This window comes from Paenibacillus sp. FSL L8-0641, from assembly GCF_038006265.1.
GTDB lineage: Bacteria > Bacillota > Bacilli > Paenibacillales > Paenibacillaceae > Paenibacillus > Paenibacillus polymyxa_D.
The window spans coordinates 1263433-1277574 of record NZ_JBBOUW010000001.1 but is presented as its reverse complement, the minus strand read 5'-3'; the positions used below and the strand labels follow the sequence as shown (position 1 = coordinate 1277574).

The 14142-nt window shown below is 47.3% G+C and carries 14 protein-coding genes; 4 read left to right on the top strand and 10 right to left on the bottom strand.

Features of this window, described 5'->3' with window-relative positions; translation table 11 throughout:
• Nucleotides 1-86: 86 nt before the first annotated feature.
• Together MKY16_RS05695 and MKY16_RS05690 are read right to left on the bottom strand one after the other, a co-directional pair.
• Entirely contained in the window at nt 87-266 is a 180-nt protein-coding gene (locus tag MKY16_RS05695; protein ID WP_023987319.1) for an aspartyl-phosphate phosphatase Spo0E family protein, read from the bottom strand.
• Between the two features lie 150 nt (nt 267-416).
• Nucleotides 417-1649: an MFS transporter gene (locus MKY16_RS05690; protein WP_029516110.1), complete on the bottom strand. Its 1233-nt coding sequence runs from the start codon at nt 1647-1649 to the stop codon at nt 417-419.
• Nucleotides 1650-1779: 130 nt separating this feature from the next.
• Between MKY16_RS05690 and MKY16_RS05685 the strand changes: the two genes are divergently transcribed.
• On the top strand, nt 1780-2037 hold the full coding sequence (locus tag MKY16_RS05685) for a YqkE family protein (RefSeq protein ID WP_340954547.1): 258 nt from the start codon (nt 1780-1782) through the stop codon (nt 2035-2037).
• 330 nt (nt 2038-2367) lie between these two features.
• The gene (locus tag MKY16_RS05680) at nt 2368-3045 is read left to right on the top strand and encodes a peptidylprolyl isomerase (RefSeq protein ID WP_340954544.1); all 678 of its coding nucleotides are present in this window, start codon (nt 2368-2370) and stop codon (nt 3043-3045) included.
• Nucleotides 3046-3271: 226 nt separating this feature from the next.
• Here the strand turns inward: MKY16_RS05680 and MKY16_RS05675 are convergent, their stop codons facing one another.
• Together MKY16_RS05675 and MKY16_RS05670 are read right to left on the bottom strand one after the other, a co-directional pair.
• Complete coding sequence (locus MKY16_RS05675) at nt 3272-3943, bottom strand: MgtC/SapB family protein (protein WP_250267608.1); 672 nt, start codon at nt 3941-3943, stop codon at nt 3272-3274.
• A 120-nt stretch (nt 3944-4063) separates the two neighbouring features.
• A complete protein-coding gene (locus MKY16_RS05670) occupies nt 4064-5497 on the bottom strand; it encodes an N-acyl-D-glucosamine 2-epimerase (protein ID WP_069010362.1) in 1434 nt (477 codons plus the stop codon).
• Nucleotides 5498-5683: 186 nt separating this feature from the next.
• Here MKY16_RS05670 and MKY16_RS05665 point away from each other — a divergent pair, with 186 nt between their 5' ends.
• Nucleotides 5684-6475 carry an SDR family oxidoreductase gene (locus tag MKY16_RS05665; RefSeq protein ID WP_165144479.1) on the top strand — a complete coding sequence of 264 codons (792 nt, stop codon included), beginning with the start codon at nt 5684-5686 and terminating at the stop codon, nt 6473-6475.
• Between the two features lie 126 nt (nt 6476-6601).
• On the opposite strand, the gene MKY16_RS05660 is transcribed toward MKY16_RS05665, so the two are convergent.
• Complete coding sequence (locus tag MKY16_RS05660) at nt 6602-7384, bottom strand: YwaF family protein (protein WP_340954538.1); 783 nt, start codon at nt 7382-7384, stop codon at nt 6602-6604.
• Between the two features lie 151 nt (nt 7385-7535).
• On the opposite strand from MKY16_RS05660, the gene MKY16_RS05655 reads away from it, so the two are divergent.
• On the top strand, nt 7536-7748 hold the full coding sequence (locus MKY16_RS05655) for a hypothetical protein (protein ID WP_013309048.1): 213 nt from the start codon (nt 7536-7538) through the stop codon (nt 7746-7748).
• Between the two features lie 94 nt (nt 7749-7842).
• Here MKY16_RS05655 and MKY16_RS05650 read toward each other — a convergent pair whose 3' ends face one another.
• The 5 genes from MKY16_RS05650 to MKY16_RS05630 form a co-directional block, all read right to left on the bottom strand.
• Nucleotides 7843-9114 carry a methyl-accepting chemotaxis protein gene (locus MKY16_RS05650; RefSeq protein WP_029516103.1) on the bottom strand — a complete coding sequence of 424 codons (1272 nt, stop codon included), beginning with the start codon at nt 9112-9114 and terminating at the stop codon, nt 7843-7845.
• 263 nt (nt 9115-9377) lie between these two features.
• Entirely contained in the window at nt 9378-10718 is a 1341-nt protein-coding gene (locus MKY16_RS05645; protein ID WP_340931517.1) for a hemolysin family protein, read from the bottom strand.
• A gap of 141 nt (nt 10719-10859) precedes the next feature.
• Complete coding sequence (locus MKY16_RS05640) at nt 10860-11519, bottom strand: SGNH/GDSL hydrolase family protein (protein ID WP_318627026.1); 660 nt, start codon at nt 11517-11519, stop codon at nt 10860-10862.
• Nucleotides 11520-11687: 168 nt separating this feature from the next.
• Complete coding sequence (locus MKY16_RS05635) at nt 11688-12605, bottom strand: PD-(D/E)XK nuclease family protein (protein ID WP_029516100.1); 918 nt, start codon at nt 12603-12605, stop codon at nt 11688-11690.
• Between the two features lie 116 nt (nt 12606-12721).
• Nucleotides 12722-14032: a galactokinase gene (locus MKY16_RS05630; RefSeq protein WP_029516099.1), complete on the bottom strand. Its 1311-nt coding sequence runs from the start codon at nt 14030-14032 to the stop codon at nt 12722-12724.
• Between the last annotated feature and the right edge of the window lie 110 nt (nt 14033-14142).

The window sequence follows — 14142 nt, the reverse complement described above, 5'->3', positions numbered from 1 at the left end:
TAAGACAAGCATCGTTGTTATAATTATCAGCGCTACAATACAAGGGCGAGTGACCTCACCAAAAGTTTCTCGCCCATCGGTTACATTTATGCCGTCGGTTTTTTTTCTTTTATATAAAAAAGGTGGTTATATTGATTGATGAGGTTATCCATAATTACAGACTGTCTGAGCACACTGGCATGATTAAAACCATGTTTTGCTTGCAAAATATACAGCTTTTGACGAGCATTCTCAAGCTGTTGACGCAAAATGTCGTCTCTTATCATAATATATCCCTCCTTGTCATATTATCAGTGTAGAGGGTTATGAATAAGTATACTAAAAGTAAAGGTTTGGGATAATTATCTAATCGCGCAAAAAAAGACCTGCTCTAGGAGCCTTAAGCTTATGCCATTAGACAATCTGCTGTCATTCTCCTATCCGGCAGAATGAATATCCTGATCCGTGACGTTCTTCTTGGCTGAAACCGGAAAAACGTTTTTTCCCTTGGCCCATAGCAACAACGCTGCAAGCAGCAATATGCCACCGTTTAACACAAAGATCCAGCGGATTGGCATCCAGCTGCCAAGCATGCCGCCAATCAACGGCCCCGCCATGGTCGCGAGTTGGGTGGCTGATTGATTCAAGCTAAAGGCTCGTCCGCGAAACTCCGGCTTGGTGACCTCCACAGTCATTGCGTTGATAGCAGGCATGACGGACGCATAAAACAATCCATATCCAAACCGAAGCGCACCAAAACCAACGAAGTTGGATACATAAAATTGTAGAATATTCCCGATTCCCGAACCGATCAGCCCAATCAGCAGCACGTGTGCAAATCCGGTCCGTCCTCCAATCCGTCCCCACCGGGGGGCCATCAGCACGGCCGCAATACCTACGGCTGAGAATACAATTCCGGAACTTAGAGACGCTTGGCTGCGGTCAACTCCCATCTCAAGCACATATACCGTAATTAATGGTTCCAGTATCATAACAGAAAAGGTGCTTAATCCCGCCAAAATAAGCAAAAAATACAATGGCCGGTTAGCAATAGCCTCCTTGATATCATCACGAACATGCGAGCGGGTACGGGTTCCCTTGAAGCTGTCCTCTCTAGCGCCAAAGGTCGCAATTAATGCAGATACCAGTACAAGAGCTGCAGAGAAAAAAAAGGCATTCCGATTGCCATAATAATGGCTCACCACACCACCAATCAACGGACCTATAATGCTGCCTGTCGCCCCAGCGGTCGCCATTATACCGAGCGCATAGCCCGTTTTTTCTTCTGGCGAACCCGTTCCGACCAGCGCAATCGCAGCAGGAATAAACCCGGAGAGAAGACCCTGAAACAACCGTACTCCTACGAACACATACGGATCTGTTACAAAAGCACATATCAGGTACAACACCGCCAGGCTAAAGCCTGAACGAATCAGCATCGGCTTACGTCCATATTTATCTGCAAGCGAACCCCAAAATGGGGCAATCAGCGCACTGGCTAAAAAAGTGACTCCAAAGGCAGTCCCCGACCACAGTTCCAAATGATCATTTACGCCCATTTCCGTATTCAGAAAAATAGGTAAAAACGGAATAGACACGGAATAGGCCATGCTGCAAAACAACACTCCAATCCACAAAATGACCAGGTTTCGCTTCCAATATAGATGCATGATGCCACACGTCCCTTCTGCTCATTCCATTATTACCCTCTAAATTAGAAAAGTCTACCGCCCTCTCGTCCTTCAATCGTGGAACAACCGTGAAGAAGCTGATATAATCGAATGGAATGGAGTTGATGACATGGCTAAGAAGAGAAATTCGTCTTCCCCTGCTCCTGCGGCTCAGGACAAACCTGCTACGTTAAAGGATCTGTTGAGTCAGGACGTGCTGAATAAACTTAAGGCTCAAGCCAATGAAGCCCAAGCAGAACAGGACAAACGTAAAGAAGACGAACGGCAGCGTGCCGTCGAAGCAAAAAGAGCTGAACAGAAGAAGCTGGATAACAACTTTGAGCATCTGCTGAATAACAGCAACTTGGACTGGCACAAATACAAATAAGCCAAAACCACAACGGTTTTGGCCTATCTTTACGCTTTATGTTATAGCCAGTCACGAATATGTTGTACTGAGTACAGCACCCCTACCCAAACCGGCAGACTGAACGCCATACCCCATATGAGACCTTTTGCCAGCTTTTTGTCTACCTCCATCATGATCCTGCCCCTTTCCTTGGGAATAGCAGCAGTATGGGTCAAGAATACGGCTTTCAAACCCGTATTTCCTTATCCCCAGCAAAAAAGGTATGATAGAAAATGGAAAAGTGTTCTGCGCTGCCCCCAAACTTTAAATTAGGATGTTACACCATCCAACCTTTCAGGAGGAATATCAATGAACCGAAAAACGATACGCCCATGGTACACGCTGTGCCTACTGGCCATCATGCTCGTGCTGGTTGCTGGATGCGGTACAAAAGCGGCCGATGTGGAAGCCGCCAGCCGGACAAACACTACAACTCCTGCTGCGACTAAAGACAAAAACAAGGCTGTTTCCCATCCGATTGTCACGATTGTCATGAATGATGGCAAGAAAATTAAGCTTGAGCTGTATCCGGAAGTAGCACCGAACACGGTTAACAATTTCATTTCTTTGGTGCAAAAGGGAGCCTATAACGGTACCATTTTCCACCGTGTCATCCCAGGCTTTATGATTCAGGGTGGTGATCCGCAAGGTAACGGTACAGGTGGCCCCGGCTACAGTATCAAAGGCGAATTCAAGAGCAATGGTGTTAACAATACACTCAAACATACACGTGGCGTATTATCCATGGCCCGCTCAGCGGATCTGGATTCGGCCGGATCGCAATTTTTCATCATGGTTGCCGATGCAGACTACCTCGACGGTCAATATGCCGCTTTCGGTAAAGTAACGACCGGGTTGGATGTGGTCGATGCTATCGTCAATTCCAAACGGGATAGCAATGACAAACCGATCCAACCGGCTACGATGAAAAAAGTCACTGTGGATACGCTGGGTAAAAAATATCCAGCTCCAGTCAAAGTAAAGTAAGACATTCAAATCAGTCTTTCAAAACGGGATACCAGCAACGACCTTGTGCATACGCATGAGGTCGTTTTTGCTTATCCCTTGATGCTTCCTAAGCTGCTGCCTCTGTGATGTAGTAAGAGTATATACACAAAAGGAAGCGTTTTCAATCATTATTTTTAAAGTTTTTTTCCATTATAAAAGCCGCCAGCGTTCGACAAAAAGGCTACTGTATGAGCAGTAATTTCGTCTAATTGGACTTAGTCTCGACTGAACGAATACCTTCCATCTCTTGAAGCAGTGACAGCAGTTCCTCCACTCCCTCTGACCGGGACAGCTTTAAAAGCATATGAATAACCAACTGCTCACTGTTATTGATGCGCTCCACGTGAAAGCTGTGAATCGTCAGCTTCTTGTGCTTCAGCAGTTCTTTGATCCGATTCAGTACGCCCGGCTCATTGTCGACCTGAACAACCACTTGTTGCGTGGACGGGGTAGCCATCTGATAAAAACGACTATGGAGCAAGGACTGAGCCGCTAAAATAAACAACGTTACACCTGCACCAAGCCCATACATCCCGGCACCTACGGCAATACCGATTCCGGCGGTAGTCCAGATGCCTGCGGCAGTGGTCAATCCTTTGATTCTATTTTTTTGTGTGAAAATCATCCCTGCGCCGATAAAGCCGACTCCACTTATAACCTGCGCTGCTATTCTGGAAGGGTCCAGCGACAGGTTAGACCAGACGGCTTGATCCTGAAACCCATATTTGGATACCACCATCATGAGCGCTGCGCCAATACCGACAATGAAATGCGTGCGAATGCCTGCCTCCTTCATCCGACTCTTCCGTTCATAGCCGATTAACGCACCGCACAAGCCAGCGAACATGACCCGAATCAGATAATCCCAATCCCACATACTTTTTTCACTCCACTATTTATTTATGTTTTGAAAAGATGTTGCCTTAATATATACAACTCAATAATGCTACGGCAAATGAGCCGTTTATACAGCTGTTATTTTGTTATTACCCAAATTTTAAGGTATCTTCACTTCATGCTCTGGCAGATTGCGATGTACCTTTCTCCCCTTAAGCAGCCACAACTCCGGTGTATCCTGTACACCATCAAGGCGCAAGCTGAACGCCCCCGCTGGTAAATTGCGTATACGCAGCAATAGACGGTTTCCGTCTGCTACGGCATCCACAAGCTCTAACAACGTTAGTGAATCCTTCCTTAGGTGGCGGCTCAGGTCACGTGTTGTACCTGCTCTGTCCTCCCGGCTCCATATACGCAGCTCATCTACAGACGGTGTAGCAATCCGCTTGCTGAAAGAAATAACCACCTCATCTTCAGCTGATCGTTCCGCCTTAAGCGGTTTGGGCGGCTCATCGTACATGTAACCACCCAAATGGTATTCATAGGCGGTCCAGGCGTCGTACCCGCCCTCCAAGGCGGCAGCGCCAAACCGCCGCGTCCACTCATGGTCCCGAACCATACGCGCGAGAGAACCGATATCCGCCTGCACCCCGAGGGGCAGGCCCGGATAAGCGGCTCGTATCGACTGCGCGATGCGGGCGTAGCCGCGAGTATACTGCGGCGGCAGACGGCGACGCATCCAGTCCGGCCAATGGGTCTGGAGCACGTGCATATCCGGGGCTACGCACCCGATCATGGCTACCGCGTCAAGACCCTGCCATTCCCGTAGCTGGCCGGGGACATCGCCGCGTCCGCTCACAGCAAGCGACCATGTCGCCACACAGATGTCCGGTCGGACATCTCGCACACCACCCGCACCGTTTACCAGCTCGCTGATCAGGCCATTCACGGCGTCCACACGCAGATCAACCCACTGCGCGTACAGCTTCGGAACCTTCCGGTAATAATTCCGCGCATGCTTGTCGCGAAAATCCGGAATGTCCTCACCGCTACGCTCGCGAAAGGCGCGCTGTGCATGTGGCCCAATATCCCCGTACACTCCACTGCGCAGCCCGTTCCATTCGGGGAAATAAGGCTCCGCCACCTCGAACCCGTCGAACGGAATGTCGGTGACGAGCCGGGCAGCAGCTTTCTTTTTCCATTCCACATACTCCTGGGCAAAATGCGAAAGCCGCTGAAACCCGTCGTTCGGTTCGCGCAGCAGCTCCATGCGCCATCCTTTCCACTCCGGCGGCAGCTGGGACACGCCAAAAGAACCGTTGCCTAGCACCATCGCCCACACCGCTATGCCTCTGCGTTGAAAAGCAGCAACAAGCGCTCCATCCACTTCATTTTCACGCACGACAAAATAATGAACGGTCTGGTAGCCCGCAAGGGCGATCTCATCTGCTATACTGTCCCGCGAACGGTTCGCGTAATAGGGAAACAACGGATCGATTTGAATACTGGGGCCGCTCAGTGCCCACGGTTTCACTTTTCCGGTCAGTGCTATAGCGTCTGTCGATTCGGGTTGGTCATTTGCGTTATAGCTCAATTCGATCCACCTCCGTCACCCGGTCTTCCCCGATACGTGTTCCTGCTATAAGTTCCTGCTGGTTCCCTATGTTACCATATTTCGCAAATGGGGTGAAATCCAGCGGTGACTGTTTCACCATCAACGTACAGAGGTATGGAATAACGAGTCAGGTTTAGTTTATGAACGGAATGGGAGGAATAGTCAATGGCAGAGCAGAGATTGCAAGGAAAGATAGCAGTGGTCAGTGGTGGAGGTTCAGGAATCGGCAAGGCGACCGCGATCCGTTTTGCAGAACAAGGCGCCAAGGTGGTCATGCTGGATCGGACACCCAAGCATGCAGAGGAGACCCAAGCAATTATTGAGCAGGCTGGCGGTGAAGCACTTGTGCTGGAATGTGATATTTCCAAGCCAGATATGATTCAGCAGGGGTTCGCTAAAGTCGTGGAAACGTACGGAAAGTTGGATATCGTGTTCGCCAACGCAGGCATTAACGGCACCATGGCCCCTATCGAGACACTGGAGCTAGAGGAATGGGACCGCACGATGAACATTAATCTTCGCGGCACCTTTGCTACTGTTAAATATGCCGTTCCTTACCTGAAAGAACGCGGCGGCAGCATTATCATTACCAGCTCCATCAACGGTAATCGAACCTTTTCGGGTATTGGATTCTCAGCCTACGCCTCCACCAAGGCAGCTCAGGTTGCGTTTATGAAAATGGCAGCGCTGGAGCTGGCACGTTACAAAATTCGGGTCAACGCGATATGCCCGGGAGCCATCGACACGCAAATTGACAATAACACATACCCTTCGGAAGACTTGAAGAAGGTACAAATTCCAGTCGAATTTCCGAAGGGCGGAGAGCATCCGCTAGAGGATGCCCCTGGTGAACCAGAGCAGGTTGCCAATCTGGTCCTGTTTCTCGCCTCAGACGAGTCATCTCATGTATCGGGTACGGAAATTTATGTAGACGGAGCAGAATCACTACTGCGTTAAGTATTAGAATGGGAACGTTATCCCCAGACGTACTACTGTTTAGGCATTCTTAGCAGCCTTATCCCCAGTCATATACTTGTGGAAAAGGCTGCTTTTATATGGCTTTACAACGGCTTTACGACAGCTTTATGACGACCTGTCAACGCTATGTACAGCTCCTTTGCGAAAGCGGACATATAGCCTGCCTCCCGGGAGCACCTCGAACAACAGCATCAGAAGCGAAAAGAACAGCAGTGCAATGGCTTCTTCTGCCAAAATGTACAAAGGATATGGCCCCAAAACATCCAATATCGACGGTGTCGACGGCTTTCCGGCTAGAAACATGTAGTTAGCACCGAGAGCATCGTCTACGATCCACACTATCAGCGCCAAGCCATTCAGAAAAAGCATAGCTCCCCCCACACTCTTCCATGTCGGTTTGAGTCCTTCTATCCAGGTCATATACAAGGCTGCCAAAATAATAGCACTATGAGCTACGAAAAAATGGATAAAACGATAATGCGGAAAGGCATATGCCAAATTAGGCGTGAGTACTGCTTGGAGCGCCCCTCCAATTCCGACAAAAAGGATGATCGGATATAACCAGCGGCTTCGAAAAATGAGCATCAGGATAGACAACAGCAGTGTCACACTGCACAGTTCTAATGGCAATGAAGTCTGGACATCCCAAATATGCTGCATCACATACCAAATATTCAGGGTCACCTCTGACAGGATGAGGACTGTAATTAACAACCAGCGAATTCCCTCACTTACAGGCTTGTTCGACCGAATCCATCCCCTAGTCTGCCACAGCAGCAAAGCGCATACAATGAGTCCCAATACAGCCAACCCATGTGACGGAGTAAAAGCCTCGAACCCTTCTGGCGCGTTGGCATCAAACCAAGGCCCTGACCACGACCTATCCATAGCTAGCCCCCTTTAATCTCTTTCTCGATCTCTTTCTCGCTTCTTGCATTCTATTTTATACCCAATAGCCGATTATGTTCTAGCCGCGTTTCTTGCTTGTTCAATACCTTACCTTTATGATAAAAGATATTATATTCAAAGGAGAACCCTCATGGCCATTAATCGCCGATTAATTACAGATCAGGATTTCAATGAGGCACTGGAACGTCATCTTCGTGTCCGAGTATTTCAGGATGACCAATTGATTGGCTCTGGCGGAATCATAATCCGTTTTGACGATCAAACCATCGTCGTGCAATCCAGCGTCAGTGATCTGGCTTACCACCCTAGAAAACAATGTGAGTTTTTTGAAATTAAAAAATAGCCGCTACACACCGGGAAACCATTTTGCTGCGTTTTCCGGTGTATAGCGGCTACATTTTGTTCGTATATATCATGCCTCACATGACGATTTCTGATTATAGTTGCATTCCACGTGTTTTCATCATGAGTTTATTCGTAAGCACTTTCAAATCCTCGGAAGAAGACGAAATTTCCTGCATAATTGCTGTCTCCTCATGAGCAGCTGTATAAATTTTGTGAGCCCCTTCAGAGAAGGCCCCAGACATTTGCTGAATACGATGGATCTGCTCAAAGGTTTGATCTACCCGATTCGTCTGCTCCGTCACGGCCTCTTCCATTAAACGGATGCTCTCGACAAATTCACGTACAATAGCGTTCAAATGGTTCAGCGTCTGATCCACAGAGCTTGTCCGTTCCGCCTCGGCACTGACCAATGACGTTTGCTGATGCATCAACTGCACTGTCTCTACGATTTGTGACTGCACACGGCTAACGATGGCATTTATTTGCTGCACAGACTCCGTACTTTGGGCGGCAAGTGCGCGAATTTGGTGAGCCACTACCGCAAACCCGTTCCCTTCTTCTCCCGCACGCGCCGCTTCTATGGAAGCATTCAACGCCAGCAAATGGGTTTGTTCAGCAATATCCTTCACGGTGCTTGTAATCGCTTCAATTTGGGAAGCTTCTTTTTCCAGTCGTGCAATTACCTGCTGCGAACGACCATGTGATGCTGTCAGCTCTCCCATTCCATCCATCAGGGATGAAAATACGGTCTGCGTCGAATCTACTGAATGCTCCATATGGCCTGACAGTTCCAGCATATGTCCCGATTTGCTACGCATCATTTTAAAATCGCCCAGCATTCGGTCTGCTGTTTTAATCGATTGGGCAGATGCTTGCTTTTGCTGCTCCACGCCATTCAAAATATCTTCTACCACCGAAGACATGGACTCAATTTGTGTGGTAGCCTGTACAATAGCCAAGCTCAGATTTTCCGCACTTTGCGAAGTGGTTCTGGTGCTGTACGAGATCTCATTGAACATATCTTTAATGTTCAGCATCATGTGCCGAAATGCATCATACAGAACTTTGATTTCATCCTCCGAGCGACGTTCAGGAATCACAACAGACAGGTTCCCCGCCGAAGCTTCCTCTGCCGCCTTCGCCAACCTAACAATGGGCCGCGTGAGTAATTTTGAGATCAACCAGCCCAAAATGCCACTCCACAGGACACCCAATAACAGAATGATCGAAGTGTACACCCATTCTTGTGTACCTTGAGCAAGCCAGTCCTTGAGTACAAAAATAAAAAAAGCGCTTGTTCCATAGGTTATTGCAGAAATTGAGACAAATGCAGTAACCATTTTCGTACCTAGTGACATCTTCATGTACTGTAGCCCACCCCAAAAAACTCAAATTTGATTCCATTTTACCATAAAATTGCTACATTTCTAGTAGAATTTTTCACAGACAGATATATTTATGAGCATAAAGATACAGAGTCTTAAGTCCCCTATCCTAATTACAAAAAACAATATGTTACCAGGTAGCAGCTTGCATCTTAAGATGGACAAATTGCGTTGCCACAAGCTTTACAGGCTATTCGTCACATCTTAAGCAAGCTGTTACTCGACAAAGCCATTTTCCATTATTAAAAATCATTGTCATTTTTCTGTTCAACGACTGCTTTCTTCATCGCTTCAATTGTGTCTATTTGGTGACTGTTTTTTTCCAGTACAGTAAACTCCCATAAACCGATGGTCAGCTTGTCTCCTTGCTGGATATCAAAACGCTCTGAAAGCATCCATCCACCAATCGTATATACGTCCCCGGCCTCAATATCCGTCTCCAAGCGCCGATTGACCTCATGAATGAGCGCCTGTGATTTGAGTATGTAACGATGATCATCTGTTTTTGTAATGAGTGGAGTTAACGCTGCGGGGGTTTCGGTGTCGGTATAGGAAGGAATGTCTCCAACAATCTCCTCCATAATATCCTCCAGTGTGACAAGTCCAGATGTTCCACCATATTCGTCCACCAGCACCGCTACTGGAATGCGCCGTTTTTGCATCTGAATCAGCAGATCCCGAGCCTGAACCGTCTCGATAACCTGAAGCACCGGATGAATATAAGAAGCCATCGTCGTATTCCCTGTGCTGTGCCCACGTGCCAAATCATGCAGGGCTTCCTTAACGCGAATCATCCCGATAACACGATCCCGGTCGCCATGTTCAGCTACAGGTAGAAAATTATAAACTTTGTCCTCGATCAGCTCCATAAACTCGGCCACTGTTGCCTGGTGGGAGATGGAGCGGATGTGGATGCGCGGTACCATAATTTCCTGCGCTGCACGGTCGTCAAAATCAAATACATTGTTCAGATATCGATATTCTGTCGGTGTAATTTCACCACTACGAAAACCTTCAGATAATGCCAAACGAAGCTCAGCTTCACTAAGTGCTGCATCTTCTTCAGATACTTTTTTGAGCCCAAAGAGACCTGTAATGACACGCGATGAACGACTAAGAACCCAATTCAGAGGATAGGTCATTTTATAAAATATCGTGATCGGACGGGCAAAAAACAATGCCATCGGTTCCGCAATCTGTATGGCGAATGTTTTAGGTACCAGCTCCCCAATGACCACCTCAAAATAGGTCAAGATCAGAAAAGCCAGCAAAAAGGAGAGCACTCCCGTCAGGCCTGCCGGAATATGAGCCAGCACAAACAGGGGGTGTAGCAGATGTTCAACAGTAGATTCCCCTAGCCAGCCTAGCGCCATTGAGGTTAATGTCGTTCCGAGCTGACAAGCAGATAAATACTCGTCCAGCCGAGACAAAATGTTTTTAACAGCTTTCGCATTTTTGTTACCTTCTGAGGCCAATTGATTGATGCGAGATACCCGCACACGAATAATGGAATACTCCGAGGCCACAAAAAAAGCAGTTAATGCGATAAGTAATATAACCAGAATGATATTTATCGTTTCCATAGCCCTCTCTTGCTCCGTTCATGATGAAGCAAGAAGCACCCCCTTTGACATTCATTTTTGGATGGAACCATAACATAAGTAATGATGTCCATAATCGTGTATTACCCAAAAATGACAAGGAGTAGACTATGTATGACCCTGTTAGCGAATCGCCAGCGGACTCTTTTGCACGATATCTATCCATTGATCAGCTATCAACTGATGCCCAACCGCTGTCGGATGAACCCCGTCATGCAGCCAATAGGAGGCGTCCGCCTGGGTAGCGGCTTCGTTCAACATGCTCTGGAGCGGCACAAATACAGCACCAAATTCGTCCGCTAGCTGACGTACAATACGCTGATACCCCGTTATTTTTTCTTGCCAAATGTTCCATCGCGCTTCGGTAGCTCCTGTTTTCAAAATAAACGGCTCGCACAGCACGAGTCCCAGATCAGGCATCACTTCACGCGTTTCCTCCAGAAGGTGGCGATACGCTCGTTCAAATCGGTCCGTCACCCCGGACGGTTCCTGCTCGACGATACGCCAGGCGTCGTTCACTCCGATTAGAATACTGAGCAGATCCGGCTTCAGGCTAAACATGTCCTCATTCCAGCGTGCATACAAATCTGAAACTCGATCCCCCGAAATTCCCCGGTTCACAAATTCTGGCTGTGTGGTCGTCAAACGGCTCCCCAATGCACCTGCGATCAGATACACATAACTCTGACCCAGCCAATGGTTCGCATCCTCATTTCGTCCCCTTCCTCCGTCTGTTATAGAATCTCCCTGAAATAGAATACGTGCGTGTTCTGTACTCGTCATCTTCCTAACTTCCTCCTTCACATTTTCCAATAATACCCTTATCATACCTCGCGTCATCTAAATTATAAAGCGGTTTCAAAATATAGAAGAATTATAGATTTGCCATATGGCCGGATTCACTAGCTTTAATTAGGGTAGGAATCCGGTGGCAAAGGCGATCAAGTCATTTCACACCGCTCGGTACTTACACACCTCACGAAAATTACAGCCTCCGCACGCTCTGCGTGAAGGCATCGGAGTGAAGAAAGACTCGGACTTGGGGCGGTTATAGTAATCGTCATCGAGACAGGACTTCATTTCATCGATGTATCGTCCTACATTACCAACCACTTTGTCGATATCTTCTTGCGCGGGACGATATACCTCATGCTCTCCTGTCATCAAATACTCCACACGTACCTCAATCTTCTCCAAAGGAAGCTGATAGTGCTCCTGCACATAGGAAGCATACAAAAAAAGCTGGTCGGAAAAATCGCCTTCCTTGCCTGTTTTCCAATCCACGATGACCATGTCTCCATTGTCTCTACGGTAGAGCAAATCCATTTTGACATACACCTTCGTCTCATGAAGGAGCATCGTATCCCACTTCTCCACTTCTACAATTCGGGCCTTTCCCTGTTGCAGTTCACGCCAAACCGCAGTACGGTACAAATTGTGTATCACCGCGTGCTGCCGCTCCTTAATAAGGGCGATCCGTTCTGGAAGCACCTCGTCGTCGTAATAAACCTCCGCCAGCATGACGCGATTTTTCGGATCTTGTAGCCATAGCTCACGGTGTAGCGATTCCTTGTAGCTGTTATTCAACATGTTCTTCATAGCTGTCTCAAGGTATGCTGTGCGCGGGATAGCCCCTTTTTCCATCCATCCACGTATGACGGATTCACACATTTGATGCGTAATATTCCCGAATAAAATATATAAGTTGCTCAGTTGCTTGAGCCGATACAATGTAACTTGCTCTTCAGTGCCCTGTGCCGAATTCCAGCCATTATGCGAGCCGTAATAATGATAATAGTATTTGCGTAAGCATTCATCGAACGTTTGAGCCCTCGATTGCGAATAGGACCAGGACGGGTATATAGCCATGACAGGCCCTCCTTCATTAAAACTATCATCTCTTTATTATAACGCAAACCCAAGCTGTATCGGCGATAAAAAGGACGAAGACCTTAACCCATGGGTTAAAGTCTTCTACTGACTGACTAGTTTGTAGACTCGCAATGAGTCCGTTCAACATTGATCAAATTACTAACATTAACGGCACCGTCCTCACGGACGTTGACAACAAGTACCGGAGTTCCCAGCATGCCGCTGATCCACTCCTTATAATCATCCACATGATCATTCGGAAGAATCGTCAAGATGACACCAGCAAAGCCACCACCATGTACTCTGCATGCGCTGTTATCTATTGACTTTAAATACATTTCGGTTAAAGCCAGTGCAACCGATACGTCTTGTTCCCGCGCAATCCCACTTCTATATACGTTTTGGAGCCATTTCCATGAGGAATTACCAGATTCAGTAACGAGCCTCAGGAAATCAGTAAAGCGCCCTTCCTCCAGTGATTTCACCTGTTCATCCACACGTCTATTTTCTTCAAAAAAATGCAACGCCCGCAGCACTGCACGGTCTCCTGCTTTTTCCCTGACCATCTTGAGGTTGGCATATAGATCCTCCGGCAATAAGTCACGGCAAACCGTTGCGCCTAAAGATTGTGCCACTGCACGCATTTCGTTGGGCACTGCCGCGTAATCGTCCGTTAAATCGGCATGATTTCCACCTGTATTTACAATAACGAGGGAATATCCGTTTTGTTCAAAATTCCAATGAACAGGATTTATGATCGGTTCCTTGGGATTTTCAAAGTCAATGGAAATCAAGCCGCCATACGCACAAGCCATCTGATCGAGCAGCCCCGACGGCTTGTTCCAATAGCCATTTTCTGCATACTGACCAATTTTGGATTTAGCAACAGCATCTAACGCTCCCTCGTTATAAAAATGATTTAATATCGTACATATCAACATTTCAAAAGAAGCGGAAGAGCTTAAACCTGAAGCAGAGAATACATTACTTGATATATAAGCTTGGAATCCCCCGATACGGTATCCGAATTCAAGTAGACCAGCGGCAATACCACGGACCAGCAGCATCGTACTGTCATCCTCCGGTTTTGGCGACAAGTCAGTTAAATCGATGACGTACTTCGTCTTGTAGCCTTCAGAAAAGAATGTAATTACAGACTCCTCCACTTTAGAAGCTACAGCGATGGTATCAAGTGTAATACTGCCTGCCAGCACCTTCCCGTGATTGTGGTCTGTATGATTTCCACCAATTTCGCAGCGCCCCGGAGCACTAAACAGTTCAATATCCCCTACACCAAAATGCTCCCGATACGCCTGTATAAGTGATTCATATCGAGTCGTTTGCTCAGAGATTTGCTGTTGACCGTACATTCGGGCAAGCACTATTTGTCCCTCTCTGGAATTCAATAGTTCCATATCTTTCATCGTATATCCCCCTAATTGTATGTGTTTTCCTATGCTGGAATGATACTATCATTATCTCAATTTTCCCTGTATGAAAGTATGGCACTTTTAAAATTTGTAAGCGCTTATTT